The 26315-nt window shown below is 62.0% G+C and carries 25 protein-coding genes; 14 read left to right on the plus strand and 11 right to left on the minus strand.

Annotated features, from left to right (window positions below; all coding sequences use genetic code 11):
* Window positions 1–144: 144 nt before the first annotated feature.
* Entirely contained in the window at window positions 145–429 is a 285-nt protein-coding gene (locus P3T18_RS15700) for a hypothetical protein (RefSeq protein WP_429300828.1), read from the minus strand.
* 494 nt (window positions 430–923) lie between these two features.
* Between P3T18_RS15700 and P3T18_RS15705 the strand changes: the two genes are divergently transcribed.
* Both P3T18_RS15705 and P3T18_RS15710 read left to right on the plus strand, forming a co-directional pair.
* A complete protein-coding gene (locus P3T18_RS15705) occupies window positions 924–2276 on the plus strand; it encodes an aspartate aminotransferase family protein (protein ID WP_429300829.1) in 1353 nt (450 codons plus the stop codon).
* Between the two features lie 40 nt (window positions 2277–2316).
* A complete protein-coding gene (locus P3T18_RS15710; RefSeq protein ID WP_429300830.1) occupies window positions 2317–2871 on the plus strand; it encodes a carboxymuconolactone decarboxylase family protein in 555 nt (184 codons plus the stop codon).
* 21 nt (window positions 2872–2892) lie between these two features.
* Here the strand turns inward: P3T18_RS15710 and P3T18_RS15715 are convergent, their stop codons facing one another.
* On the minus strand, window positions 2893–3216 hold the full coding sequence (locus P3T18_RS15715; RefSeq protein WP_429300831.1) for a DUF4148 domain-containing protein: 324 nt from the start codon (window positions 3214–3216) through the stop codon (window positions 2893–2895).
* Between the two features lie 363 nt (window positions 3217–3579).
* Here P3T18_RS15715 and P3T18_RS15720 point away from each other — a divergent pair, with 363 nt between their 5' ends.
* Window positions 3580–4005 carry an OsmC family protein gene (locus P3T18_RS15720; RefSeq protein WP_429300832.1) on the plus strand — a complete coding sequence of 142 codons (426 nt, stop codon included), beginning with the start codon at window positions 3580–3582 and terminating at the stop codon, window positions 4003–4005.
* Window positions 4006–4097: 92 nt separating this feature from the next.
* Window positions 4098–4952, plus strand: a complete 855-nt coding sequence (locus tag P3T18_RS15725; RefSeq protein ID WP_429300833.1) for an isocitrate lyase/PEP mutase family protein — start codon at window positions 4098–4100, stop codon at window positions 4950–4952.
* 9 nt (window positions 4953–4961) lie between these two features.
* Here P3T18_RS15725 and P3T18_RS15730 read toward each other — a convergent pair whose 3' ends face one another.
* Window positions 4962–5861, minus strand: a complete 900-nt coding sequence (locus tag P3T18_RS15730) for a LysR family transcriptional regulator (protein ID WP_429300834.1) — start codon at window positions 5859–5861, stop codon at window positions 4962–4964.
* Between the two features lie 99 nt (window positions 5862–5960).
* On the opposite strand from P3T18_RS15730, the gene P3T18_RS15735 reads away from it, so the two are divergent.
* Genes P3T18_RS15735 through P3T18_RS15745 form a run of 3 tightly spaced genes read left to right on the plus strand, consistent with a single transcriptional unit; the run spans window position 5961 to window position 8950 of the window.
* The gene (locus P3T18_RS15735) at window positions 5961–7265 is read left to right on the plus strand and encodes a CitMHS family transporter (protein ID WP_429300835.1); all 1305 of its coding nucleotides are present in this window, start codon (window positions 5961–5963) and stop codon (window positions 7263–7265) included.
* 25 nt (window positions 7266–7290) lie between these two features.
* Window positions 7291–8649 (plus strand): acyclic terpene utilization AtuA family protein, encoded by a 1359-nt coding sequence (locus P3T18_RS15740; protein WP_429300836.1) that lies wholly within the window; start codon window positions 7291–7293, stop codon window positions 8647–8649.
* 1 nt (window position 8650) lies between these two features.
* A complete protein-coding gene (locus P3T18_RS15745; RefSeq protein ID WP_429300837.1) occupies window positions 8651–8950 on the plus strand; it encodes an AtuA-related protein in 300 nt (99 codons plus the stop codon).
* A 117-nt stretch (window positions 8951–9067) separates the two neighbouring features.
* Here the strand turns inward: P3T18_RS15745 and P3T18_RS15750 are convergent, their stop codons facing one another.
* Window positions 9068–10237: a porin gene (locus P3T18_RS15750; RefSeq protein ID WP_429300838.1), complete on the minus strand. Its 1170-nt coding sequence runs from the start codon at window positions 10235–10237 to the stop codon at window positions 9068–9070.
* Window positions 10238–10411: 174 nt separating this feature from the next.
* Window positions 10412–11788 (minus strand): TIGR00366 family protein, encoded by a 1377-nt coding sequence (locus tag P3T18_RS15755; protein WP_429300839.1) that lies wholly within the window; start codon window positions 11786–11788, stop codon window positions 10412–10414.
* 174 nt (window positions 11789–11962) lie between these two features.
* Here P3T18_RS15755 and P3T18_RS15760 point away from each other — a divergent pair, with 174 nt between their 5' ends.
* Window positions 11963–12307, plus strand: coding sequence for an ABC transporter substrate-binding protein (locus tag P3T18_RS15760; RefSeq protein ID WP_429300840.1), 345 nt, complete (start codon window positions 11963–11965; stop codon window positions 12305–12307).
* Between the two features lie 40 nt (window positions 12308–12347).
* On the opposite strand, the gene P3T18_RS15765 is transcribed toward P3T18_RS15760, so the two are convergent.
* The 5 genes from P3T18_RS15765 to P3T18_RS15785 form a co-directional block, all read right to left on the minus strand.
* On the minus strand, window positions 12348–12626 hold the full coding sequence (locus P3T18_RS15765) for a DUF4148 domain-containing protein (RefSeq protein WP_429300841.1): 279 nt from the start codon (window positions 12624–12626) through the stop codon (window positions 12348–12350).
* 54 nt (window positions 12627–12680) lie between these two features.
* Complete coding sequence (locus P3T18_RS15770) at window positions 12681–13277, minus strand: hypothetical protein (protein ID WP_429300842.1); 597 nt, start codon at window positions 13275–13277, stop codon at window positions 12681–12683.
* A 45-nt stretch (window positions 13278–13322) separates the two neighbouring features.
* Window positions 13323–14312, minus strand: coding sequence for a zinc-dependent alcohol dehydrogenase family protein (locus tag P3T18_RS15775; RefSeq protein WP_429300843.1), 990 nt, complete (start codon window positions 14310–14312; stop codon window positions 13323–13325).
* A gap of 158 nt (window positions 14313–14470) precedes the next feature.
* Window positions 14471–14938 (minus strand): DUF3331 domain-containing protein, encoded by a 468-nt coding sequence (locus P3T18_RS15780; protein WP_429300844.1) that lies wholly within the window; start codon window positions 14936–14938, stop codon window positions 14471–14473.
* 308 nt (window positions 14939–15246) lie between these two features.
* Entirely contained in the window at window positions 15247–18426 is a 3180-nt protein-coding gene (locus tag P3T18_RS15785) for a bifunctional diguanylate cyclase/phosphodiesterase (RefSeq protein WP_429300845.1), read from the minus strand.
* A gap of 323 nt (window positions 18427–18749) precedes the next feature.
* Here P3T18_RS15785 and P3T18_RS15790 point away from each other — a divergent pair, with 323 nt between their 5' ends.
* From P3T18_RS15790 to P3T18_RS15800, 3 genes are all read left to right on the plus strand, one after another.
* Entirely contained in the window at window positions 18750–19421 is a 672-nt protein-coding gene (locus P3T18_RS15790) for a TetR/AcrR family transcriptional regulator (RefSeq protein ID WP_429300846.1), read from the plus strand.
* A 31-nt stretch (window positions 19422–19452) separates the two neighbouring features.
* Complete coding sequence (locus tag P3T18_RS15795) at window positions 19453–20925, plus strand: MFS transporter (RefSeq protein ID WP_429300847.1); 1473 nt, start codon at window positions 19453–19455, stop codon at window positions 20923–20925.
* A gap of 507 nt (window positions 20926–21432) precedes the next feature.
* Window positions 21433–21705 (plus strand): DUF2158 domain-containing protein, encoded by a 273-nt coding sequence (locus P3T18_RS15800; RefSeq protein ID WP_429300848.1) that lies wholly within the window; start codon window positions 21433–21435, stop codon window positions 21703–21705.
* Between the two features lie 36 nt (window positions 21706–21741).
* Here P3T18_RS15800 and P3T18_RS15805 read toward each other — a convergent pair whose 3' ends face one another.
* Window positions 21742–22053, minus strand: a complete 312-nt coding sequence (locus P3T18_RS15805) for a superinfection immunity protein (protein WP_429301111.1) — start codon at window positions 22051–22053, stop codon at window positions 21742–21744.
* 260 nt (window positions 22054–22313) lie between these two features.
* Here P3T18_RS15805 and P3T18_RS15810 point away from each other — a divergent pair, with 260 nt between their 5' ends.
* From P3T18_RS15810 to P3T18_RS15820, 3 genes are all read left to right on the plus strand, one after another.
* Window positions 22314–23777 (plus strand): M20 family metallopeptidase, encoded by a 1464-nt coding sequence (locus P3T18_RS15810; RefSeq protein WP_429300849.1) that lies wholly within the window; start codon window positions 22314–22316, stop codon window positions 23775–23777.
* 28 nt (window positions 23778–23805) lie between these two features.
* Window positions 23806–24945 (plus strand): malate/lactate/ureidoglycolate dehydrogenase, encoded by a 1140-nt coding sequence (locus P3T18_RS15815; protein WP_429300850.1) that lies wholly within the window; start codon window positions 23806–23808, stop codon window positions 24943–24945.
* A 429-nt stretch (window positions 24946–25374) separates the two neighbouring features.
* Complete coding sequence (locus tag P3T18_RS15820) at window positions 25375–26262, plus strand: crotonase/enoyl-CoA hydratase family protein (protein ID WP_429300851.1); 888 nt, start codon at window positions 25375–25377, stop codon at window positions 26260–26262.
* Window positions 26263–26315: the final 53 nt, after the last annotated feature.

Here is a 26315-nt window from a genome sequence, read left to right on the forward strand (position 1 = left end):
ATCGCGAATTCGGACGAGGCGATCCACAGAGCAGTCACATAAATGGCGGGACAGCCAGCCTGCGGCGCCAAGGCCGGGCTAAAGCGGGGCAATCCATAGTTACACAATAGTTCTGCCCGCGATGATCAGAAAGGCCCGAATGTTTCATTCTCGGGAGTCGTCCTCCCGCTTGGGCTGAAATCGCCAGAAAACAAATGCCAAAACCACGCTGGCCGCAAGTAGCCACCAGTCTAATGTGATTGTTGACTGAATCTGTTCCGGATCCATGTCTGCCCAGACCCATTGGCAGTGCTGGTATCGTCCGCCCGAACATATCAGCGCACCGCCTTCAACAAACGCCCGGTACAGGCCGATCAATGCATAGCAGGCCAATAATCCGGGAGCGCTGTACTTCCCCAACGCGTAGAGCAGTTTTTCCCCTCTATTCATGATTCATCCCCCGCACATCTAAACAATAGACCTGACTGCGTCAGGTGTGTTTTATTTGGTTTGACTGCACGCTGAATTTACCTTAACTAGATCAACCCTTATTAGGTTATCAAGATGCGACGTGAGCAGGTGGTGCAGTAGACAATGATGGCGAAAACTTCCGACAGTCTATCTTTGGAATTAAGAAGTTATCACCTGGCCCTGTTCTATGCCTTTTGCATGATTAAGTGAGATCGGCGTGGGAGTAGCGGCCGGTAGCCTCCCCATCAACACCGTGCGAACCATCAAACGGTACCTTCCCAAGCCGTCTCCCGCACCCGCAGCCCAAGCCTGAAAAAGAGGCCGCTGCCCCCTTCAAACCAATCCCTATCCCCCACATCCGCATTGAAAAACAACAAACGTTGTTATAAAGTATAAATATGTTCTGATTGTTGTTTTGTGCTCGAGCTTCCAGAAAGCAACCCACACAAGTCCACCCACCCCAAAAGACCCCCATGCCCACCAACCCCACCACCACCGTCTTCCACCGCACGCCCCGGCAATCGCTGCCGGTCGCCGTGGCCGGCGACGGCATCGAGATCATCGATTCGACCGGCAAACGGTATATCGACGCCTGCGGTGGCGCGGCGGTGTCCTGTCTCGGTCATAGCAACGCACGCGTGATCGATGCAATCAGGCGGCAGTCGGAGCAACTGCCGTACGCGCATTCGTCTTTCTTCACGACGCAACCGGCCGAAGAACTCGCGGACCGACTCGTCGCGAGCGCGCCGCCGGGGCTCGAGCATGTGTACTTCGTGTCGGGCGGCTCGGAGGCGATCGAGGCGGCGCTCAAGCTCGCGCGGCAGTACTTCGTGGAAAAGGGGGAGTCGCAGCGGCGTCATTTCATCGCGCGGCGTCAGAGCTATCACGGCAACACGCTCGGCGCGCTCGCTATCGGCGGCAATGCGTGGCGGCGCGAACCGTTCCTGCCGATCCTGATCGAAGCGCATCACGTGAGCCCGTGTTACGCGTATCGCGAGCAGCACGTCAGCGAAACCGAAGAACAGTTCGCGCAGCGCCTTGCCGACGAACTCGAACAGAAGATTCTCGAACTCGGCGCGGACAGCGTCGCCGCGTTCGTCGCGGAAACCGTGGTGGGTGCAACAGCGGGCGCGGTGCCGCCGGTGCGCGAGTACTTTCGCAAGATTCGCGCGGTGTGCGATCGTTACGGCGTGCTGCTGATTCTCGACGAAATCATGTCGGGCATGGGACGCACCGGCTACCTCTACGCCTGCGAGGAAGACGATGTCGCGCCCGACATTCTCACCATCGCCAAAGGGCTAGGTGCGGGTTACCAGCCGATCGGCGCGACGCTCGTGAGCGACCGCATCTATCGGACGATCGTCGGCGGATCGGGTTTTTTCCAGCATGGGCATACCTACATCGGTCATGCCACCGCGTGCGCGGCCGCGCTGGAAGTACAGCGCGTGATCGCGCAGGAGAATCTGCTGGTCAATGTGCAGGCGCGCGGCGAGCAGTTGCGCGGCCAGTTGCGCAGTCACTATGCGCAGCATCCGCATATCGGTGATGTGCGCGGGCGAGGGCTGTTCGTCGGCGTCGAACTCGTGAAAGACCGCGAGAGCAAAACGCCGTTCGACGCTTCGCTCAAGCTGCACGCGGCGATCCGGCGCGAGGCGTTTGCGCGCGGCCTGATGGTGTATCCGATGGGCGGCACGGTGGATGGCAAGATCGGCGATCATGTCTTGCTGGCGCCGCCGTTCATCTGCACCGCGGACAACATCGACGAGATCGTGAGCCGCCTGAGCGATGCGATCGCGGCGGCGCTCCCGGCTGCAAACGCCGCCTGAATGTCATTTCACCTCAAACAGACCGACCGCGAGACCGACCATGTCCGAACGCCTGCCGCCTTTCGACACCGCGCATGCCACGCCCGAGCAGAAAGCGGTGCTCGACGAAATTCTGTCCGGCCCGCGCGGCAATCTGAACGGGCCTTTTCTCGGCTGGATTCATAGCCCGGAACTCGCGCAGCAGGCGCAGCGTCTGGGCGCGTTCTGCCGTTATCGCACGGGCTTGCCGTTGCGTCTGTCGGAACTGGCGATTCTGGTGACGGCGGCGCGCTGGCAGGCTCAGGCCGAGTGGTACATCCACTATCCGATCGCGTTGCAGGCTGGCGTCAGCGAATCCGACGCCGAAGCGATCCGCGAAGGCCGCCGTCCCGTTTTCGCGGATGCCGACGACGCCCTGATCCACGACTTCGCCATCGAGCTATACGAAACGAAGCGCGTCTGCGACGCGACTTACGCGCGGGCGGTCGAGCGCTTCGGCCACGAGGTGGTGATCAACCTCGTGGGTTTGCTCGGCTATTACGCGCTGGTCGCGATGACATTGAACGTCTTCGGCATGCGGGCGCTCGGCCAGGACAGCCTGCCTTTCGCGGAGTAGCGGCGGCTTATTGGCCGCGTATTACTGGCCGCGATAGGTCGAGAACAGGCGATCCTGGACCGACGTGCCCGACGCCGGGCCCCGTACGCCGGCCGCCGACGACCCCGAACGCGAGCCGCCCACATCCTGCGCCTGGGCGCTGACGGCGACGGCCGTGGCGCTGTCCGACGGCACGGCCTTCGGATAGTTGGTGTCGTTCTGGTTCAGCAGGCCCGCCTGTTGCGCGGTGACGATTTCAGCGCGCACCTGGGCGCGGGTCAGTCCGCCGTTGCTCTGCTGCGCGAACGAAACAGCCGGAATAGCGAGAGCCGATGCAAGCACGATGGTGGAAAGAAGCGTTTTCATGGTGACCTCCGTTATGGATTGTTGAGTAGACCGGTTTGAATGTCGTGTCCCGATCCGTTGAATCCAGTTTATTTCTCGTAAGGTCGACGAAAAAGCGGCGTTATATGGAAATATTGTTACGCGTTCTGAGATAGTCGGGGTGGGTTGCCCTTTAATGGTGCCGTCATGACGCTGGCACACAGAAGGGCCTATCATGAAGCTCGGTCCACGCCCGAGCTTGTGACACCGCGCGGCACGCCCCGAACGGGTTCCCGGTGGGAACCCGCAACCGATGCTTCAACCGCAAACCCCTGGGTGGGACCGTTGCGGCGGCATCGGCGCCGGTTGGGCAGCGCGCAACGCAGGCACAATCAGGAGAGAACGATGAAGCGCAAGGCATCAGCAGTCTGGCAAGGCGGCCTGCAGGACGGTAGGGGCTCGATTTCCACCGACAGCGGCGTCCTCAAGGAGACTCAGTACTCGTTTTCGACCCGTTTCGCCGACGGCATCGGCACGAATCCGGAAGAGCTGATCGCGGCTGCGCACGCGGGCTGTTTCTCGATGGCGTTGTCCGCGGAACTGGGCAAGGCCGGCATCACGCCGGAGCGGATCGCCACCACGGCAGCCGTCACGCTGGACAAGGACGGCGGCGGTTTCGCGATCACGGCGGTGCATCTCGACGTGACCGTCAAGATTCCCGGCGGCGACAAGGCTGCTTTCGACAAGGCCACGGCGGACGCCAAGGCAGGTTGCCCGGTGTCGAAAGTGCTGAACGCCACCATCACGATGGACGCGAAGCTGGAAAGCTGAGTTAGCGATCACGGTCGTCGCGCCGCATGCCCGCGCATGCGGCGCGCGGCGCTTTCTCTCTGCCTCTTATGCTTTTTTCCATGGAGCCGTCGATGACAACGCAAAGCGAAAAAGCGCGGCAATTCCAGTCTTATCATGCGTCGGGCGACGCCTTTATCATTCCCAATCCGTGGGACATCGGCTCCGCGAGGCTGCTCGCGCTCGCCGGCTTCAAGGCGCTTGCCACTAGCAGCGCCGGCTACGCGTTTTCACGCGGCTTGCCGGACAACTCGATCGGCCGCGAGCAGATGATGGTGCATCTCGCCGAGATCGCCGCCGCCACCGATCTACCCGTGAGCGCCGATCTGGAAAACGGTTTCGGCGACGCGCCGGAAGAGGCCGCCGAAACGATCCGGCAGGCTGCCGCCGTGGGGGTGGTCGGCGGGTCGATCGAAGATGCAACCGGCCGCGCGGACGAGCCGATCTATCCCTTCGACGCCGCCGTGGAGCGCGTGCGTGCTGCCGTCGAAGCGGCGCGCGCATTGCCGTTTCCTTTCACGCTAACCGCACGCGCCGAGAACTACCTCAACGGCCGGCCCGATCTCGACGATACGATCCGGCGTTTGCAGGCCTTCCAGGAAGCCGGCGCCGACGTGCTCTATGCGCCCGGTTTGAAGTCGCGCGAGGACATCGCGGCCGTGGTCGCCGCGCTCGATCGTCCGGTCAATGTGCTGATGGGCTTGCAGGGCGTGCTGCTCGGCTTCGACGAATTGCGGGCGCTCGGCGTGCGGCGCGTGAGCGTGGGCGGTTCGCTGGCGCGGGCCGCGTTGGGCGCTTTCCTGCGGGCAGCGCACGAGATGCGCGATCACGGCACCTTCACGTTCACGAGCGAAGCCGCGAGCGGCAACGAGCTGAACCAGATGTTCACGGATGCCGAGCGCATGTGGGGCAAGCCGCACGGCGGCTGACGCGTGCGTCTACGTCGACCCGTTGCCGAGTTTGTCGATCACCGCGGCAACGAAGGTTTCGGTGACGGGCGGCAGGGTCCGTCCGCGCCGCTTGATCAACGCGATCGGCCGCAGAAAAGCCGGGTCGTCGACCGGTCGAACCTGTAGATCGGGCTCGGCCCGTACCTCGCGCGCTGACGCCGGCAGGATCGTCACGCCGAGTCCGGCGCGCACCATGGCCACGGCCGTCATCATGTAAGTCGGCTCGCAGGCGATGTCTGGCGTGCAGTTTCCGTTGGCGAACGCGCTGTCGACCACCGCTCGCACGCTGGTGCCTTGCGCCGTCAACACGAGCGGCACGCTCGTGAGATCGGCGAGCGTGATGCGCTTGCGCCGCGCCAGCGCGTGGCGTTTGGGAAACACCGCGACGAGGCGATCGACGCCCGCATACAGCACGTCGAAGGCAGGGTCCGTGAACTCGCCGCCGGTCAGCCCGATATCCACTTCGTCGTTGCGCACCAGCGTGTTGACCATGCTGGCGACCACGTCCCGCACATAGAAGCCCGCGCGCGGCACCGACGCCTTGACCTGCTGCACGAGTTCCGGCAACACGCTCGCCGCGAACGTGGGCAGACACGCGATTCGCACCACGCCGCTCGAACCGTCGCCGAGCGCGCGCGCATCGATCAGCACGTGCTCCATGTCGTGCAACGACTTCTGAAGCAGCGGCAGCAGTTCGCGCCCGGTTGGCGACAGCGCGACACTTCGGCTGTTGCGATCGAACAGCCGCACGCCGACCGTTTTTTCCAGCCGCCGGATCTGCACGGTCAACGCCGGTTGCGAGAGATGAAGCCGCGTTGCCGCGCGCGTGAAGCTGCCCGTCTGCGCCACGGCGATGAACGCGCGAATGTCCCGAAGATTCAGATCCATGATGGTTTGTAATGGCTGCAATCAAATCATTTCAATTGTTTTATTGCAGTGACGAACTTACGCTAGGCCTCACTAAAAGATAACATTGGAGACAAACACATGCTGCCTTTACTGGGGCTGGCCACCATCGCCGTGCTGCTCGGCGCGATCCTGTCGAAACGAATGTCGCCGCTGGTCGCGCTGATCATCGTGCCGATCGCGGCGTCGCTGATCGGCGGATTCGGATTCCAGACGAGCAAGTTCGTCATCGACGGACTCAAAAGCCTCGCGCCGGTCGTCGGCATGTTCGTGTTCGCGATTCTCTACTTCGGCACCATCACGGATGCCGGCACGCTCGATCCGATCATCGACCGCATTCTGCGCGCGGTCGGCACGCGGCCCACGCGTATCGTGATGGGCACGACACTGCTCGCGCTGCTGATTCACCTCGACGGCTCGGGCGCCGTCTGCTTTCTCGTGACCATTCCGGCCATGCTGCCGCTCTACGACCGTCTGAAGATGGACCGGCGCGTGCTGGCGGCGGCCGTGTCGCTGGCTGCGGGCATCAATTTTCTGCCGTGGACCGGGCCGATGATCCGCGCATCCGCGTCATTGCATCTGCCTGTTTCGGCGCTCTTCAATCCGCTGATACCGGTGCAACTGATCGGCCTCGTCTTCGTGTTCGGCGTCGCGTACAGGCTGGGACGGCGTGAAGAAAAGCGCCTCGGCCTCGCGCGCACGAGTGTTTCCGTGCCGGTCCCCAAACGCGAACTCACGCCCGAGGAACAGGCGTTGCGGCGGCCCAGGCTGTTCTGGTTCAACATCGTGCTGACCGTGCTCGTGCTCGGCACGATGGTCGTGATGGGCGAGAAGGTGCCGCCCGCGATCATGTTCATGGTGGGGCTTTGCGTCGCGCTGATGGTCAACTACCCGAACGTCGACATGCAGAGAAAACGAATCGACGCACACGCGCGCGCCGCCTTGATGATGGCCGGCATTCTGCTCGCCGCGGGCGTGTTCACCGGCGTGCTGCAAGGCAGCGGCATGCTGAAGGCGATGGCCCAGGCGGCAGTCGGCTTCGTGCCGCCCGCCATGGCCGGCCACATTCCCGTCGCGCTTGGGTTGATATCGATGCCGCTGAGCATGCTGTTCGATCCCGATTCGTTCTACTTCGGCGTGCTGCCGGTGGTCGCGGAAGTGGCGGGCCAGTTGGGCGTGGCGCCCGTGCACGTGGGGCAGGCCGCGCTGCTCGGTCAGATGACGACCGGCTTTCCCGTGAGCCCGCTCACGCCCGCCACGTTTCTCGTGGTCGGCCTGTGCGGTATCGATCTGGCCGATCACCAGAAATTCACGTTTCCCTTGCTGTTCGCCGCGTCGATCGTGATGACGATCGCGTGCGTCGCGCTCGGCATCTTTTCTCTTTGAGCTTCACCGAACGGATGACATCAGCATGACTGCCACTCAGGACAAGCGCCGCGTGCGGATCGGCGCGGGCGCCGGTTATTCGGGCGATCGCATCGAACCCGCGGTCGAACTCGCGGAACACGGCGCGCTCGATTACCTGGTCTTCGAATGCCTCGCCGAACGGACGATCGCCATCGCGCAACAGGCGCGGCGGCGCGATCCGCAACTTGGCTATGATCCGCTGCTGCAGGCGCGCATGCACGCCGTGCTGCCCGCCGCGATCCGTCGTGGCGTGCGGATCATCTCGAACATGGGCGCGGCCAATCCGTTGGCCGCCGCGCAAAAGACCGCGCAAATCGCGCGTGAACTCGGTGTGGGCGACATCAAGGTCGCGGCCGTGACGGGCGACGACGTGCTCGACGTCGTGTTGCATGGCGATTTCCGTTTTCAGGAATCGGGAGAGCCCGTCGCGTCGTATAAGGACCGCATCGTGTCGGCGAACGCGTATCTCGGTGCGTCGGCCATCGTCGATGCGCTGGCGGCAGGCGCGCAGATCGTGTTGAGCGGCCGCGTGGCCGATCCCTCGCTGTTCGCCGCGCCGCTCATCCACGAATTCGGCTGGCTCATGGACGACTGGCATGCACTCGGGCAGGCAACCGTCGTCGGGCATCTGCTCGAATGTGCGGGGCAGGTGACGGGCGGCTATTTCGCCGATCCGGGCTTCAAGGACGTGCCGGATCTCGCCCGTCTGGGTTTCCCGATCGGCGAAGTGGCGGCCGATGGGTCGGTGGTCATCACCAAGGTCCCGCACGCCGGTGGCCGCGTCACCGAGGCGACCTGCAAGGAACAGTTGCTCTACGAGATCCACGATCCGCAGCGCTATTTGCAGCCCGACGTCGTCGCCGATTTCACGCAGGTCGCCGTGAGCGAAGAAGCGCCGGACCGGGTGCGCGTTACCGGCGGACGCGGCACGCCGCGTACCGGCACGCTGAAGGTGTCGGTTGCTTATGTCGACGGCTTTATCGGCGAAGGGCAAATTTCGTATGGCGGCCCGGGCGCGGTCGAACGCGCGCGGCTTGCGCTCGATATCGTTCGCGAACGGCTGGCTCTCACGGGTGTGCAGACGAGCGAGTTGCGTTTCGACGTGATCGGCGTGAACGCCTTGCATGGCGACACCATTGGATCGCAAGGCGGCGCGCCCTATGAAGTGCGCGCGCGCGTGACGGGCCGCACCGCGTCGGCGGCGCAGGCCGTGCGGATCGGCAACGAGGTCGAGACGCTTTACACGAACGGACCTGCGGGCGGCGGTGGCGTGACGAAATCGACGCGTGAAGTGCTGGCGGTGCAATCGGTGCTGCTGCCGCGCGAGCACGTCAAGCCGACGTATACCTTCGTGGAGGCATGAAATGAAACTTCGTGAACTTGCTCATTCGCGTACGGGCGACAAAGGCAACACGCTGAACATATCGGTCATCTGTCACGACGCGCAGCATTACGATTATCTGCGTGACGCGTTGACCGCCGAGCGCGTCAAAGCGTTTCTAGGCGACGTCGTACTCGGCGACGTGGTCCGCTATGAATTGCCGCGTCTCGCGGCCTTCAACTTCGTGCTCGGCAATGCGTTGGGAGGCGGGGTGACGCGTTCACTGGCGCTCGACGCGCACGGCAAGTCCCTGAGTTCCGCGTTGATGGGCATGGATGTTTGAATATCGTTAGAATGCCGAATTAAAATTACGGGAAGAAGAAAGCCCATCACGAGAGATGGGCCTTCATGAACAGATCAAACATGCACCCCGTTGTTTCATCCAGGCGCGAAACGACGGTCAGAACTTGTGGCGTATGCCGAGACTGACCAGTTCCTGCGTATTGGTGCCGGGATAGCCATACGAGCCAACCGATGCCTGCGCACTGACCACGCCGGTTCCGTCCGCGTCCAGTGTTTCGCCGCTGGCGTGTTGCCACGCGCCCACCAGATAAACGTCGGTCCGTTTGGACAGGTTGTAGTCGGCGCCGAGTGACACCTGATGGTACGTGGCGCCGGTATTGCCGCTCGACTTCGTATAGCTGTAGCCCACCCCGACGAGCAACGCCGACGTTGCCTGATAGTTCACGAATCCTTGTCCGGTGTTGAATTTTTCCGAAGAGGAAAACGCGGACTGCGCGTCCGATTTGTATTGCGCGTTGCTATAGCCGGCACCGAAGGTGAAAGGCCCGGCCACGTATTGCGCGGCCACGCGCGCAATATTGATGGACTTCGCCGTCTGATATCCGAGGTTCACCAGCGAACCGTCGAAGGTGCCGTCAGACGTGCCGCCCCATGTCGTGCGCTGCGCCACGGTGCCTGCTGGATTGTTCGCGACGAAATAGCCGGCGGCGACGGAGATCGGCCCATTGTTGTACGCCGCGGCAACAGACCAGGTCTGGCCGGAGCCGGTTTGACCCGCCACGCCACCGAACGCATACATGCCTTCGATCTGCAGACCGGCGTAAGTGGGCGACAGGTACTTGATGGCGTTGCTGGTGCGCGAACTGTTGTCGTAGTTATCGACGTCACCGACGGTGGCGAAGACACTGCCGAGGTAATTGTCTTCGGTGATGGCTTGCACCAGATCGACCAGCGGATCGTATTGCCGTCCCAATGTAAGCGTTCCGTACTGATCGCTCGCCAGTCCGACAAATGCCTGCCGGCCGAACTCGCGTCCGCCTTGCCCCAAGGCGCCAGTGGATGGATTAAAGCCGTTTTCCAGCTGGAAGATGGCTTTCAGTCCGGCGCCCAGGTCTTCCTGACCTTTGAGGCCCCACCGGGTGCCGGAGAGATCGCCGCCGCTGTTGTTGCCGACCGACCAGAGATTCTTGCCGTCCGCCGTGGCGTTGTGAACGAATGTCAGGGACGTATCGATACTGCCGTAAAGCGTGACGCTACTTTGCGCATGCGCGGTGCTGGCGGCGGCCAACGCGGTGAGCGAAATAAGGCAAGGCTTGTTCAGTTTCATTCTTTCCTCCAGGTAGACGTTCGACTGCCGTTAAACCCCGTTAGAACCCGCAGCGCGAGCGCTGAGGAATAAAACTCGGTACGTGAACAATTTCCGCAAGGTTGCCGGAACGGACGACAACGCTATTCTTACGGATAAAAAAACGCCTGCTCACCCGCGCGCCTTCCGTCTTCGTTACGGCACCAGCCAGAGCGCCAAACCGTAGACAAAAAGCGAAACCAGGAAGGTGACCGCGGTGTATGCCATGACGCGCTGGATGCGAATCCCGGCAATCGCGACCACGGGCACGGCCCAGAATGGCTGAAGCATGTTCGAGACGTTTTCCGCCATCGCCACACCCATGGCAACGCGTGCGACCGGGGCATGCAGGCTCAGCGCTGCCGGCAGCACGAACGGACCCTGAACCGCCCAGTGACCGCCGGCGCTCGGAATCAGCAGGGTAATGATCAGCGAACTCAGGTAACTCCACAGCGCGAGTGTCGACGTACTGGCAATCGCCACAAACGTTTTGGCGATGACGGCGGCGAGCCCGGTTCCGCTCATGATGCCCATCACGCCGCCGTACATCGGATATTGCAGCAGCATCGAGCCGGTTTGACGCGCGGCACGACGGATTGCGTCGGCATACGCAATAGGGCGGCGTTGCAGAGCAAGGCCCAATAGCAGGAAGATCAGGATCGTGGTGTTGATGTCCAGTTCGAATCCCTTGGTACTCCATTGAACGGCGAGATAGCCGATTCCCAGCGCCAATAGAAACAGCGTGCCGATCACCGACTGCTCCATTCTCGACGCCAGCGAATCCGTGCCCGCTGCTCGCGCGTGCGGGTCGTCCGTGGCGGCAGGCGCTTCGGTTTCGCGGATGGGCGTGATGTCGGCTTCACGCGGGTGCATTTTGATGAAGATCGCCGTCATCAAAACAACCACGGCGATAGTGGGGATGAATACGAACGGTGCGAAGACGGTTTGGCTCAACGGAATGACCTGACCCGTTGCCTTTTCCACGAGGTTGAGCGCATTGCCGTGCGAAGCCTGAGAGAGCGCGATCGAACTGGACAAGCCGCTATTGCAGATCGACCACGCCGAGTAGCTTCCGGCAACCAGCCACGCAAAGTCGACCTTGACGCGCCTGGCAATTTCTTTCGCGAGCAACGCACCCACGACGAGCCCCAATCCCCAGTTGAGCCACGCGGCAACGGCGACCATCGGAAACACGACGAGCGCGGCTTTTGCCGGCGTCTGCACGCGTGAAGCCAATGCACGCAGCAGGCGTTGAACGACCGGCGCGTCCGCAATGGCATAGCCGGTGACGAGGATCAGGATCATCTGCAACGCGAAGCCGAGAATACCGAACGCACCGCCGTACCAGGCCGTGACGATGCTGCCAAAACCTGCTTTAGGGGCGAGAAAAACCGACAGCAGAATGACAACAAAGGTCAACCCTATCGAAAGAACAAACGGGTCCGGCATGACCCGTTCGAACAGATAGACCAGAGCGGTCACGACACTTCTCTGTTCAGGGTCGGAAGAAATGGAGGCTGGTCTCGTTTTCATCGTTTATCTCTTGCGTGGGTACGACGTCGCTACTCTAAGACAATGCGCAAAGTGGTGCATTTATCGCAACAACAGACTGCGCGTCGGCTGGCAGGAATGGGACGATACCGGAATTCGCGGCGGTGTGCCGGGAGTCCGGCAGGTGGGGAGAGTCTGCGTTGATTTGTCGATTCGTTGCGGAGAAAAAGCGCTGACAGTGGTCGCGTACTCGACGTCCGCGGGCATCGCCAAAAAGCAGGCGTCGTACATGTCACGACTTATCTCAAGGCCGTGAAAGCCGCGGGCTCGACCGATCCGGACAAGATCATGGCCCGGTTGCACGAGATGCCTGTCGACGACTTTTACGCGAAAGGCTACATCCGGCAAGACGGCAGCATGATCCACGACATGTTTCTTCTGCAGGTGAAGACGCCGGCCGAATCGAAAGAGCCGTGGGACTACTACAAGGTCATCGCGACGATACCGGGCGATCAGGCATTCAACCGCAAGTCGCAAAGCCGGTGCGCACTATGGAAGTAGGCTTCTTTTGCAGCCTTCTTCTGCCTGATGGATATTCGCTTCAGTGCTGGCCTGATTCGGTCGAGCCCGACGTTGTCGATCCGTACCCGGCAGCCTGACCGGCTTGGGCGTCTTTCTGCGCGGTAATGCGTGCCTGGGCTTGCTGATAATGGGTCGGCCAGCTATTGCGGTCGTCCAGCGAGTTGTAGCCCGCGTTGTGCAGTTCGACGAGTTCCTGACGCACTTGAGCACGGGTGAGCGGCTGATTCGATTGCGCGAACGAAATAACCGGCGCAGCGAGGATCGCGCCGACAACGGCGACTTTAACGAGGTATTGCATGGTATCTACGACCTTTAAAATAAGAAGGGTTCGGCGAACGACTCCGCCCGGCGTTCAGTCGTTGGGCAGCACGTTGAATCGCCGCCAATGGAGTTGTTCTTCGTAGGGAAGATCCAGACCTAAATCACCGAGCCAGACGCACACGGTTCGACTCGACGCCGGTGCATCGATCATCAAGCCCCAGTGAGTCTGGCAACTCAGCAGCGAGTCGCTGATCGAATAGTCGCGCGGCAGTGCTTCATATTTATCGAGCACCGCTTTATCGAAATAGACCGGCGTGAGGTAGGCCGGTGCATCGGCGGTCGAGTACGAACGATCATTCAGGCGGGCCGGATTGCAAGTGAACGAGGCGACCTGATCTCCCGTCAGCCGGAAGATGAACTCGACGTAATGCTGCGGGCGGCTGCCGTTGCCCTCGCGTAAATTGCTACTAATCGTCGGCGTCGCCACGTTGTTCATTCCAGACCTGATAAATGCGTAAAAAAATGGCGGGCGAAGATTAAACGCCGCTCGGGAAAAGATCTCTTGGTTAAAGAGTATCCGGGTCGGCGAGAACGAAAAAGCGCATTGTTCGAACAACACAAGTGCGAGTTGCTGAACAATTTCGGGCGATGCGTGAGGACGGGGAAAAAGTCTGGTCGGGCGTTGCATAAAACATGGCATCGCAACGCCCAGCCAGGTGTTCCGAACAGAACCTCACACGTTGACGACGAGTCGGCCCAGATGCTGATTCTTCTCCAGAACCCGATGTGCCTCGACGATGTCGTTGAACGCGAACCGTTGTGCGATGACGGTTTTGAGTTCGCCCGATGCCACGCCATCGAGAATGAATTTCACCGCGGCTCTTTGCAGTTCCGGCGTGGTCGTCGTCTCGAACAGATTGAAGCCGTGAATCGTGATGCGTTTGGCCAGAACGGTGAGCATGGGCAACGGCGTGACGTCGGTGCTCAACTCGCCATAAACCAGTACATTGCCGCCCGCGGCGGTGGCTTCGATCAGTTTCGGGAAGAGCGGGCCGCCAACGGAATCGAATACGAGGTCGGCGCCTTTTCCGTTGGTGATGCGTGCCACTTCGGCGGCAACGTCCTGTTCGTCCGTCGCAATGACGTGTGCGGCGCCCAGTTCCAGTAGCGCCTCGCGCTTCGCATTCGTGCGGGTGAGCGCGATCGGCACGGCGCCCAGCGCATTGGCGATCTGGATTGCACCGACGCCCACGCCGCTGGAGGCAGCCGTAATCAGCACAGTCTGACCGGGGGAGAGCCGGTTGCCTTGCGTAAAGGCGGCATAGGGCGTGATGAAGACATTCCAGATCGCGACGGCGTCTTCGAAGGAGATCGGCTCCGAATGTTTGACAACCGCGTGAGCCGGCGCAAGAACGAGTTCACCGTACATGCCATAGTCGTTCATCGAGAAAGACGGCACCGTGCTGACCACGTCGCCCACTTTGACGTGCGTGACACTCGCGCCAACCGACTCGACCACGCCCGACACTTCATAACCCAGCCGAGCGGGTAACTTCACTTCCTCGACGTAATTGCCACTACGCCACATCGATTCGGCGCGATTCAGTCCAATGGCTTTTACCGCGAGGCGAACCTCGTTGGCGGCAGGTGCGGCGACCTCGATGTTCTTGAACTCGAGAACTTCCGGTCCGCCGTAGCGAGAAAAGCTGACAATGCGTGACATGTGAACCTCAATCAGGATAGCTGCTGGTACGGGATGGAAACGCTCGTTTGCATCGAGACGTCCGAACAGACCAGATCGTAGCGATCACTGCATCGAGATTAAAGCGCGGATTCTGAAATCACTGTTTAGGATTGCGGTACAAAGCAAACGGTGTCGACTCAACCGAGCTTGTCGACGGACTCTGCGCGAATCATTTGTCCGATATTGGCAGGGCGAACCGCGGGCCGGGTGGACGGTGCGTACACCGCATCGCCACGAGCTATTTTGGCGCCGGTCAGCGCGCAGACGCCCGCACACCGGGAATTGCGACGCATCCAGAGTTGCTCGCTGTAGTTCGCGCCGGTGGCATCGCGCCAGGTAATCGAAATGGACTTCTCACCGAATCGCTCGACGAAAGTCACCATGGCCGAGCTCGCATCCGAGCGCAATGCGTCGCTATCCGGGGCAATGATGCTTGCCTCGGTGGCGGCGTCCGAATCGGACGAGACGTCGGCTTGCAGCCAGGAAATGGTGGCCGCCCACGGATCGCGGAACGATCCATGGGTGTCGGGTTGTGGGTACTCTCTTGAGCGGTTAGAAATCTGGCGGTCGCTTATCCGCAGGGACGCCGATCCGATGTGGCCCATGTCGAATTCTCCGTGGAATTGTCCAGTGATCGATTGGACGTGAAGTTCGCATGCTATCGGGGCTGCAGCAGAAAATACACCAAAGCTTCTCAAACACTCAGTTTGTTAATCGCGAACAATCCGGCGTCGACGTCCGGTAAAGCGAAAAATTGCCCGCCGGACGCGCAAATCAAAGACATGCACCGAACATTCGCAGCCCATTGGCACTTGATGCAATTGCCGTGATTGTTCGATGCAGTGAATCAGTGTGTTTCAGTTTTCGAGCGCGAAGCACGACACACCCGATTCACCATCCGTCTTTTTCGCACTCAAGCGGCCATGCGTGCCGTGCGCCACAACCAGAAATCTTCGGGCGACAACGCCTTTGCGAACAGAAAGCCTTGCAGTTCATCGCAGCCGATGCTGCGCAGAATGTGCGCCTGATGCTCGCTTTCGACGCCTTCGGCCACCACTCTGAGACCCAGTTCGTGACCGAGTTCGATGATCGCGCGAATGATCGCGAGGTCGGCCGGCGCATCGAGCATGGTGTGCACGAAGGCGCGGTCGATCTTGAGGCGATCGAGCGGAAAACGGTTCAGATAGCTGAGGCTCGAATAGCCGATGCCGAAATCGTCGAGTGACAGTTTTACGCCGAGTTGCCGGATCGCGTTGATGGTGGCGAGATAGTTTTCCGCATTGTCCATCAGTACGGTCTCGGTGATTTCGAGTTCCAGCCGCTCGGGCGCGATGCGATAGTGCGCGATTCTGCCCGCCAGCGTGCCGATCAGGTCGGGGTCGCTCAACTGGATGGCCGACAGATTGATCGACACGCGCAGGTGGCGCAAACCTTCTTCGGTCCACGAAGCGAGCTGCCGGCATGCCTGGTCGATCACCCACGCGCCCATCGGAATGATGAGCCGCGTATCTTCCGCGACCGGAATGAACTCGGCGGGCGAGACGATGCCGATCTGCGCACTGTTCCAGCGCAGCAATCCTTCTACCGCTACGAGTTCGCCCGTATGCGCGTCGACGCACGGCTGATACGCGAGCTTCAGTTCATGCTGCTCGATCGCCTGGCGCAGGCAGGCTTCGAGAGTCAGGCGGTAGCGGGCGCGCTCGGCCATATCGGGCGCGAAGAACTTGACGAGATTGCGTCCCGCCGCCTTCGCCTGATACATCGCGGCGTCGGCGTTCTGCATCAGCGTTTCGATGTCGTTGCCGTCGTCCGGAAAGAGCGCCACGCCGACGCTGCACGACACGGGCAGGGCGACGCCGCCCAGTTCGTGCGGCTGGCGCACGAGCGGCATGAGACGTTCCTCGATAGTACGGGCGACATCCGCGGCGTGGTTGACGCCGGTGAGGATCACGGTGAATTCGTCGCCGCCGAGCCGGCTGACCGTGTCGTTGCTGCGCACGGCTTGCAGGAGCCGCCGCGACACCGAGCGCAGCAGGTTGTCGCCGATGTGATGGCCGAGCGAGTCGTTGATGTTCTTGAAGCGGTCGAGGTCGATGAACAGCACGGCGATGCGCTGCTTCGTACGGCGCGCGTTGTCGAGCACGGCGCCGAGGCGCTTGACGAACAGTTCGCGATTCGGCAGTTCCGTGAGGACGTCGTGCTCGGCGAGAAACTGGATGCGCGCCTCGCTCTTCTTGCGGTCCGTGATATCGATCAGCGTGCAGATGTAATGCGAGAGGTTCGCGCGCCGGTCGCGCACGGCGCTGACCATCAGCCACGCCGGATAATCGCTGCCCGCACGGCGGCGGACATGCGCTTCGCCGTGCCATGCGCTCAGGCGGTCCACGGAATCGATCACGCCAGGGAAAATATCGCCCTGGTCCTGCACGCCGAACAGGAAGGCGGGCTCCTTGCCGGCAACGTCGTCGGCACGATAACCGGTCGCGCGATAGAAGGATGCGTTGGCGGTCACGAGGCGCCGCTGTGCATCGAGAATCAGGATCGCCTCGGACGAGGCTTCGAACACCTTGCCCCACAACTCGAGGCGCTGCTCCATCAGCTTGATCTGGTTGATCGGCGTGAACGCGGTCAAGACGGCGTCGCGTCCCTGGAAGTCGAGCCGGCGCGCGGACAACATGGCCCACGTCGGCTCGCTGCCTGCTTTCCAGCGTACTTCGAATTCGTCCACGGCGTCGCGGTCGGAGAGTTGCTGGAAAAAGCGCGCGCGGACTTCCGAGTCGAGTCCGAAACCCCACGGATCGACGGCGCATCCGTTCAGCCACGCCAGCGCGGGCCCGTTGGCGTGCAGCACCTCGTGTCCCGGAATGGCCGTCACCACCATCGGAACCGGCGTTGCCTCCACGAGCGCGTGTTGCGCCGCCGAGGCGCGCGCGGTGGCCGCCAGTTCCTTCTGCACGTCGCGCTCGCGGTCGAGTTGTTCGAGCATGTCGTTGAAGCCGCGCACGAGGTGGCCGATCTCGTCCTGACTGTGCCAGTCGGCGCGCAGCGAGTGGTCGCCCGTACGGCGCACGGTGTCCATCACGCGGGCGAGCTGGCGCAGCGGACGCGAGATCTGTTGCGCGACGAAATACACCATGCTCAGGATCGCGCACAGCAGGAAGAGGGCCGTGCCGAGATGAAGCCACATGCGCTCGAAGAGGCCGCGCACGCGTTCGTGAAGCAGCGTTTCGAGCTGACTGCCGGTGACGGTCCAGGCGTCGCTGACGCTCAGCACCACGCGCTGCTGGGCGGCGTCGAGCGCGGCCAGCGCGGCGGCATCGGGACCCGCATCGACGGCCGCGCCGGCGGCGCGCCGATAGGCGTCGATGGCCGCGAGCATGCGTTCCACCGACGGCCCGATCGTGCCGGTCAGGGTGCCGTTCGCGGCCGACGCTTCCGCGTAGTCGGAGCGCAGTCCCTGCAATACGGCATCGAGTTGTCCTTCCAGCACGAGATAGCGGGTGCGCATCTCGTCGCGCCCGGTGTGGACACTGCGCAGACTCGACCCTGCGTCGTGCAGATGACGGCCGATCCGGTTCACGTCGCCGAGCAGTTCCGGATAGCGCAGGATCGACAGCGACATCGAGTAGTAGCTGTCCAGATCGGGGTCGAGGATGAGGTTGGACTGGTTGCCGACCCGCGTCACCAGCGCGCGCGTCGCTTCGAGGCCCTCGTCCACCGTCGTTGCGCCGGCATGCGGTTGCGCGCTGGCGGCGAGCGAGTCGAGCACGCGCCGGTTGATCGCCGCGCTTTCGAGATTCGCGCCATAACGTTTCTCGGCGTCGGCGAGGCGGTCGGCGGTGGTCTGCAGACGCTCGGCCGATTGCGGCTGACCCGCGCCGGCAAGCGCGAAATCGACGAGCGCGGCCTGAACGGTCCCGACGTAGGCGTTGCCGATCAACTCCTTGTTGGAGAAATCGATCGCAATGTACTTCTCGTGAATCAGAATGCCGCTGATGTACAGCACGGCGCTCAGATCGAGCAGATAGATCAGGACCAGCTTGCGGCCGACGCGCAGACGTCCGAGAAATCGGAAGAACAGGTTGCGCTTCATGGCCGTGGTCGCGCGATCGCGAAGCTGGCATCAACAAGGTGGCTAACGAGACGTGTCACTGCGTTTCTCCGAGCAGGGAACGTCGGATTTCGATCCAGTCCGACGGCGGGAAAAGCCCCTGAACTCACTATCGACCACTCGTAGAAACTTCTTTAGCTTTTGCTTAAAACGCCCCACGGCAGTGCTGGAAACGCTGCAAGACGGTGCGTCTGCGCGCTTTTGCACGGTCGCGCACCAGTCTCGGGCCGGGTCAAAACCCGCTTGCTGGAAGGGCGATTCGGGCTGCCTTGATTTATTGAACGGATAGTCATAATATCCGCCTCATGACGAAATCTGTGAAACCGGCGAAGGCGGAGCAATCCGCCGTCCGAGCGCCCCGGCCTTCGCCCAAAAAAGGCGGCGAGGTCTGCGCGCGGGGGCGGCCGCGCGAGTTCGACACCGACACGGTGTTGAACAGCGCAAGCCAGGTGTTCTGGAATCACGGCTATCACGCCACCTCGATCGATGACCTCTGCAAGGCCACCGGTCTGCTGCGCGGCAGTCTGTACGGCGTATTCGGCGACAAGCACGGCATCATGCTCGCCGCACTCGACCACTACGCGGAAGGGTCGGTTGCGCGACTGGCCGAGCGCCTCAACGCGCCCGTGCCGGCCGACGAGGCGTTGCGCAACGCGCTGCTGCACTACGCGCGCGTCGCCAGTGCGCTCAACGGCGAGCGCAGCTGCTTCATCACCAACACCACGCTCGAAATGCAGCCCGGCGACGAAGAACTGCGCGTGCGCGTCGCCGCCATCCAGCGCCGCATGGCAACTTTGCTCGCAGCCTCGGTGATTCGCGGCCAGGCGAGCGGCGCATTCAATTCGACACTCGACGAAAAAGCCGTCGGCGATTTTCTGTTGTGCGTGATGCAAGGGCTGCGCGTGCTCGGCCGCGTCGCCCATAAAGAAGACGCGCTGACCGGCATCGTCGATGTGGCCATGCGGGCGTTGGTCTAAATTTTTTTACCTAATTTTTGAATGGTCAGTCATGAATTCTGAGTCGATCAAGTCCTGTCCATCGTCATCCGGCATTGGCGCCGCGCCGCGCTTCGAGCGCCAGGGTCTTGCGCTGGCCGTGCTGTTCGTCGGCGCGTTTCTGGCGCCGCTCGACTACTTCATCGTCAACCTCGCGCTGCCGTCCATCCGCACCGGCCTGAACGCCAGCGACGCCCAGCTGCAACTGGTCGTCTCCGCTTACGCCTCGGCCTATGCCGTGCTGCTGATCACGGGCGGCCGCCTCGGCGACCTGTTCGGACGGCGCCGCATGTTCATGACCGGCATGGCCGCGTTCGTGGTGGCGTCGGCGCTGTGCGGTTTCGCGACGAGCGGCCACATGCTCGTGATCTCGCGCATCGTGCAGGGCATCGCCGCGGCCGTGATGGCGCCGCAAGTGCTCGCGACCATCCGGGCCGTCGTGCCGCTGCATCAGCAGACCAAGGTGATGAGCCTGTACGGCTTCGTGTTCGGCCTGTCGTCGATCGTCGGGCAACTCGGCGGCGGCGCGCTCATTACTTACCATCCGTTCGGGCTCGACTGGCGCATCATCTTTCTGATCAACATTCCGATCGGCGTGCTGGCCTTCATCGGGACTTGGAAGTTCGTGCCTGAGAATCAGCCCGCGACGCACACCGGCATCGATCTGAAGGGCGTGGCTTTGCTGTCCGCCGTGCTGCTGCTCGTCATCTATCCGATGACGCACGGCCGCGAAGCCGGCTGGCCCGCGTGGACCTTCGTGATGTTCGCGCTGGCCGTCCCCGTATTCGCGCTTTTCGTGGCCACCGAGCGGCAGGTGGAGCGGGCGGGCGGTCATCCGCTCGTAGACCTGCAACTGTTCCGTAACCGGGCGTTTGCTCTCGGCCTCGTGCTCGCGTTCCTGTTCTATTGCAACAGCGCGTTCTTTCTGACGTACGGCATTTTCCTGCAGACCGGTTTGCACTGGACGCCGCTCGCGTCCGGCATCGCGATCATGCCGTTCGCCATCGGCTTCGTGATCGGGCCATTGACCTCGCCCGCGGTGGTCAAGCGGATCGGCGCACACGTGCTGACGCTCGGTTTCTCGATGATGACGATCGGCTTCACGGTGACGGGCTGGTCCGCCACTCGCGCCGTCAGCCCCGACCTGCTGTTCTATTGCGGTCTGGTGTGCGCCGGGGTCGGGCATGGTCTGCTGCTGCCCTCGATCATGCGCATTGTCCTGCTGGAAGTGGTGCCGGAGAAGGCGGGACTGGCGTCCGGCGTGGTGTCCTCGACCTTGCAGATCGGCTCGGCCTTCGGCACGGCGGCGATTAGCGGCGCGTTTTTCGGCGCGCTCGGCGGCCACGCTAGCGCCGCGCACTATGCGCAAGCCTTCCAGGTGAGCCTTGCCATCAACGCGGTGCTGATGTTCGTGTGCATCGGTCTGAGCGTGCTTCTCGTGCAGCATCAGCAGCGGGTACTGCGTGCCGCGGTGCTGCCGGTTTAAAAATCGGCTCGCGGAAATCGTTTTCAGAAATATTGCGTAAAAAATTATTATGTACTTTAAACAGAACTATTTAGCGGCAAGCTGAATTTACCGGTGACTTACCTGTTCATAGGTAACCTGGGTTGTTCGCCGACTCGAATAAACCCTATTCGGGTGGAAGCGCTTCTATGAGGCCGCAAACGGCGCGAGCATTTTCTACCCACCGTTTTTCAGCGTCGCCGTAATTGTTTCTATCGTGCGGTGCCGCATGGGTAGCGCTTCCGGCGGGGTATTTACGGGTTTTCCCGATATATCAGCGTTTCTCGGTCGTGGAGAAAGCTTTCTATTGCCGATGAAAACGCTATCAATAAAAAAGCACTTGCCCAGCTTAAATTCGATTGTTAATCTGGTCGGACTTTTAGAGCTTTCCTTCAGGAGGCAAACAGCCTCGAACTTTGCTCCATTTCAAAGTCGAAAAGTACGACGAAAAGGCTTAATAACGCTCAACGGTTATCTGGGGGATTGAATATGTTGACCGCCACCCTTGATGGACTCCAAATTCCGCCTGCCGACCGGTTCAATGTCGGCGACGTCGTCACGTTGAAAGAAGGCGGTCCTCGCATGACCGTCACGTACGCAGGTCCGGTTGCGCTCAATCCGGGCGACTGGCTGGTTTGCGAGTGGTTCGACGAACGCGGCGAATTGCGCCGTGAAATGTTTTCGCCGGAAAGCGTGCGAGTGGAACCGCGCACGATTCCCGCCGGCTCCGTGGTGTGGGGCAGAATGGGTCGCGCGGCCTGAGCGCCGCCGCATCCATTTTCTATCGGTTTTTCACGCTTATTTCTTCACACTGTCGCGCGACGCGGCACGCCGTTGCACGCGCACCAGCAGGGCCGATGAAAAGGCCCGCATTCTGACCAGCTTGCGCGTTTCGACCACTTCGCCGGCAATGTTTTTCGGCGGATTCGGCTGCAGCGCCCAGTAAAGTGCCAGCAGCCAGCCGAACCCGGTCCAGCCGATGCACGCGTTGAACAACGCGATCGTGAGCAGGTCGTGGCGCTTGCGCCGGTCCGCGAGAATGGACGGCAGAAAATACAGTCCCAACGCGATTACCGCGGCGACCGCCTGAACGACGATGTTGCCAGCCACGCTGTTGCCATTCACAACGTTGTTCCTCCCCATTAGTCGCACGGCCCGTGCGACCGGTTCGCCGGGCGTCTTACGAAATCGCACGCGCCCAATCAGGCGATTGTCGCGCGAATGGAATGAATCCGCACCTGCCGTGGCGCGATCGGGCCGGACGCGTGGTGCGCGCACGCGCATGCTTCGAAGGCGGCGGGGGTTCAGCAGTCGCTTCATCAGGACTATCATGGACGTTTCGACTGAACAGATCCGACACGGACGCCACCATGATCTCCGACGATACGACCCAGCAGACGCAGCGCATCAATCACGACACGCTGCGCGAATTCGTGGACCGCAAATGGAACGACGAGATCGTTCCGGCGCTGACTGACTACATCGCGGTGCCGGCCAAGAGTCCGGCGTTCGATCCCGAGTGGGTCAAGCATGGTTATCTGGAGCGCGTGATTACCGACGCCGCGCAATGGGCCGAACAGCAACCGGTGCGCGGACTGAAGCTCGAAGTGATCCGTTTGCCGGGCCGCACGCCGGTCATCTTCTTCGAATCCGCGGCAACCCGTTCGGGCAGCGACGAAACCATCGTGCTGTACGGTCACCTCGATAAACAGCCGGAGTTCGACGGCTGGCGCAACGACCTCGGCCCGTGGACGCCGAAGCTCGAAAACGACAAGCTGTACGGTCGTGGCGGCGCCGACGACGGCTACGCGATCTACGCGAGCATCACGGCGCTCGCCGCACTCGACGCGCAAGGTATCGAGCGTCCGCGTTGCGTGGGCCTGATCGAAACCTGCGAGGAATCCGGCAGCTACGATCTGCTGCCGTACGTCGACGCATTGCGCGAGCGCCTCGGCAACGTGGGTCTCGTCGTGTGTCTCGATTCGGGCGCGGGCAATTACGATCAGCTCTGGCTCACCACGTCGCTGCGCGGACTCGTCGCCGGCGATCTGGAAGTGCAGGTGCTCGACGAAGGCATCCATTCGGGCGGCTACGGCGGCATCGCGCCGTCGAGCTTCCGCATCATGCGTCAATTGTTCGACCGTCTCGAAGACTCCGCCAACGGCACGTTGCTGCCGAAGGGTTTTCACGTGCAGATTCCCGCCGACCGCCTGCGCGAAGCGGAAGCCACCGCCGCCATTCTCGGCGACGACGTCTGGAAGAAACTGCCGTGGGCTTGCGGCGTAGATGGACGTCAGGTACTGCCTACCACCACCGATCCGAAAGAAGCGCTGCTCAATTCCACGTGGCGTCCGTCGCTCTCCGTGACCGGCGCGGCAGGTTTGCCCGCGCTTGCCGACGCCGGCAACGTGCTGCGTCCGCGCACGGCGTTCAAGCTCTCGCTGCGCCTGCCGCCGATGATCGAAGCGGAAAAGGCCGTGGCCGAATTGCAGGCCTTGCTGGAACTCGACCCGCCGTACAACGCCAAGGTCACTTTCAAGCCGGACGCGGGCGCGGCGAGCGGCTGGAATGCGCCCGATCTCGCGCCGTGGCTGGCCACGGCCCTGAACGACGCGTCGCGCCAGCACTACGGTGCAGACGTTGCCTACATGGGTCAGGGCGGCACGATTCCGTTGATGAACGTGCTGAAGGCCGGTTTCCCGAAGTCGCAGTTCATGGTGTGCGGCGTGCTCGGTCCGAAGTCGAACGCGCATGGTCCGAACGAATTCCTTCACGTGCCGTACGGCAAGAAACTGACCGCCGCCGTTGCCGACGTGATCGCCGCCGCACCCTGATTTCCCAACCACAACTGATCGATTGCCCATGACCGACAACCCGATTGCTCACGCCAACGCTCAAGACGCGGCTCAACCCGGTCCTCAACCCGCCGCTCTGCGGATTCCGGCCGACCAGCTGCATGCCTATGTGCGGGCAATCTGGGAACAGGCGGGCAGTGCGCCACGCGAAGCGGAACTGGTCGCCGATCATCTGGTGGCCGCCAATCTCACCGGTCACGACTCGCATGGCGTGGGCATGATTCCGCGTTACGTCGATTCGCTCGGCGACGCGCAGTTGCAGTTGAACCTGCACGCGCAAGTGGTGAAAGACGCGGGCGCGGTGCTGACGATCGAGGGCGGCAAGGGCTTCGGTCAGGTGGTCGCCTACGAGGCGATGGAGCAGGGTATCGAGCGCGCCAAGCGTCTCGGCATCTGCGCCGTCGCCTTGCGCAACGCGCATCACATTGGCCGGATCGGTCACTGGGCGGAGCAGTGCGCACGCGCCGGGCTGGTGTCGTTTCATTTCGTCAACGTGGCGGGCGATCCGCTCGTCGCACCGTTCGGCGGCGCCGACCGCCGCATCGGCACGAATCCCTTCTGCGCGGCGTATCCGCGGCCCGGCAAGCCGCCGCTCGTGCTCGACTTCGCCACCAGCACGGTGGCGTACGGCAAGACGCGCGTCGCCTATAACCAGGGCAAGCACGTGCCGCCCGGCGCCTTGATCGACCACGAAGGTTTCCCGACCCTCGAACCCAAGGTGATGCACGAAGCGCCGTTCGGTTCGCTCACGCCTTTCGGCGGCCACAAGGGTTTCGGGCTCGCCGCGATGTGCGAGATTTTCGGCGGCGCGCTGTCGGGCGGATTCACCACGCACACCGGCACGCTCGGTACGACCAACGCGATCATCAATTGCATGCTCTCGGTGATCATCGATCCCGCCGCGTTCGATGCCCCGGACGCGCAAGCCGAAGCGGATGCGTTCATCGAATGGGTGAAGGCGTCGCCGCTGGCCGCGGGCACCGATCATATCTACGAGCCGGGCGAACCGGAGCGGGTGAAGCGCGCGCAGCGCGAAGCCGAAGGCGTGCCCGTCGATCCGGCCACCTGGGCGCAGATTCGCGCGGCCGCGCTCGCGGTCGGCATGAGCGCGCAACAGGCTGACGACTGGTCGGCGCAACTGCAATAAATCGCTTCGAGCGCGGACGGCGTCGCTGTCGTCCGCGTTTGAATATGCGAATTAGATATTCCGTCTGCCAGACCACGAACGACAAAAATAATTATCCAATATTAATAATTTCGATCGTATTTTCCTGAAAGACGTTTCAGCCTTTTTTGGCTGGCAGCAATAAATTCCGCTTCGATCCGCCAATCAGCCGCTTTAACGGCGTTTGCCCAATTCCGGGCTAATTTCGCCCATTTTCAGTGCGCAATCGTTTGCGCTCGCGTGATCGCTGCGGACCGCCTCGCGCGCGGCCACGCTGCCCGCAAAGCGCCATCTGGCGGGGATTCAAGGACGCTTTGCATTCTTCTGTTAGTTACCCCGCTCCCAACTCAAAGCGGTCTGATTTAGGCTCACATTGCAATGCCAGTGTTTAACCTCAAAAGGACCGCCAAAATGAATCTGCATAACCACCACGCCTGCCGCCCGTTCCTCGAAGCCGGCAATCTGTCGCAAGTCTCCGCCTATTACGAAGAAGGACGCAACGTCATGTGGATGATGTTGCGGGCGCAACCACGCCCCTGTTTTAATCTGGAATTAGTGCATGACATTCTGGGTCTCGCGCAGGCCGCGCGGGAGTCCGGATTGCCGATCGATTTCTGGGTGACGGGCTCGCTGATTCCGACCATGTACAACGTGGGCGGCGACCTCGATTTCTTCGCCGACGCGATCCGCTCGGGTCGCCGTCATGCGCTGATGTCGTATGCGCGCGCCTGTGTGGATTGTGTTCATGCGGCAGCGCGCGGCTTCGACACGGGGGCGATTTCGATTGCGATGGTGGAGGGCACGGCACTCGGCGGGGGCTTCGAGGCAGCGCTGGCGCACCATTTCCTGCTGGCGCAAACCGACGCGCGCATGGGCTTTCCGGAGATCGCCTTCAACCTGTTCCCCGGCATGGGCGGCTATTCGCTGGTGGCGCGCAAGGCGGGGATGCGGCTCGCCGAGGAACTGATCGGCGTGGGCGAATCGCACACGGCCGAGTGGCACCACAGCAAGGGTCTGGTCGACCAGTTGTTCCAGCCGGGCGATGCGTACGTGGCTACGCGCACCTTCATCGACACGCTGCGGCCGAAAATGAACGGCATTCGAGCGATGCTGCGCGCCCGCCAGCGCGTTCTGCAGCTCTCGCGCGCCGAGCTGATGGAAATTACCGAGGACTGGGTGGACGCCGCCTTCACCATCGAAGAGAAGGATCTGGCCTTCATGGAACGGCTGGTGATGCTGCAGAATCGCCGCACCTCGAACCTGCGTCAAACGGCCGTGACCGCCGCTAACTTCGCCTGAACCGCTACCGGGCGAACTGCTTCACACCACACCGTATGACCGCATGAACGCAT

The sequence above is a fragment of the Paraburkholderia sp. GAS199 genome (genome assembly GCF_050436585.1).
Taxonomy (GTDB): Bacteria; Pseudomonadota; Gammaproteobacteria; order Burkholderiales; family Burkholderiaceae; genus Paraburkholderia.